General features: G+C 72.1%; 1 protein-coding gene. It reads right to left on the bottom strand.

Annotated elements, in window-relative coordinates:
• Positions 1-91: 91 nt before the first annotated feature.
• The coding region (locus CON77_RS13170) for a single-stranded-DNA-specific exonuclease RecJ (RefSeq protein WP_232788538.1) at positions 92-1,034 on the bottom strand (943 nt) is incomplete at its 5' end.

Raw genomic sequence — 1,034 nt, 5'->3', positions numbered from 1 at the left:
AGCACCAGCAGCGCGTCGTCGGCGTGCAGCACGGTCACGCCATCGGGCACGGGCAGCGGCCGCCAGGCGCGCGGCGCGCCGGGGCCGCCGCTCACAACTCGGCGCCTTCCACCAGAAAACGCACCCGGCGTTGGCCCTGCCATTCGTCGGCGTCCAGCCGGAAGGCCAGCTTCACCCGCGGCGGCAAGGGGTCGGCGTGGCCGAACCAGATGCCGTCCACCAGGTCGCCCTGGTGGCGCAGCTTGAGCTGCAGGTGCTTTTGCCCCACCAGCCGCTGCGAGACCACGTCCACCTCCTCGCAGAACACCGGCGGCGCAAAGCCCTGGCCCCAGACCTGCTGCTGCAGGGTGTCGATCAGGTCCACCCGCCGGTACTGGGCTTCCAGCGGGCCATCGGCCTCCAGCCGGCGCTGCAGGGTGGCGGCGTCCAGCCACTCGCGGGCGATCTGCTGCAGCGCCTGGTCGAAGGTGTCCAGGTGCGCTTCGGCGATGGTGCAGCCCGCCGCCATGGCGTGGCCGCCAAAGCGCAGCAGCACGCCAGGGTGGCGTTTGGCGATGAGGTCGAGCGCGTCGCGCAGGTGAAAGCCGGGGATGGAGCGGCCCGAGCCTTTGAGTTCGTTTTCTTTGCCCGGGGCCTGGCTGGCGGCGAAGACGAAGGTGGGGCGGTAGAGCTTGTCTTTCAGGCGTGCGGCGACGATGCCGACCACGCCTTCGTGGAAGTCGGGGTCGAACAGGCAGAGCGCGGCCGGCGGCGTCTCGGCCTCGTCCCACAGGGCCTCGGCCAGTTGCAGGGCCTGTTCGCGCATGTCGCCTTCCAGGTGCTTGCGTTCGCGGTTGATGGCGTCGAGCTGCTGGGCCAGGGCGGTGGCGCGGGCCGGGTCGTCGGTGCTCAGGCATTCGATGCCCAGGCCCATGTCGCTCAGGCGGCCGGCGGCGTTCAGGCGCGGGCCCAGGGCAAAGCCCAGGTCGAAAGCGGTGGCCTGGGCCGGGCGGCGCGCGGCCACCTCGAACAGGGCCGCCAGCCCGGGCGGCAGC

The organism is Macromonas nakdongensis, from assembly GCF_002837145.1.
GTDB lineage: Bacteria > Pseudomonadota > Gammaproteobacteria > Burkholderiales > Burkholderiaceae_C > Macromonas_B > Macromonas_B nakdongensis.
The sequence above is the reverse complement of the archived record's forward strand: the minus strand, read 5'-3'. Positions and strand labels throughout refer to the sequence as shown.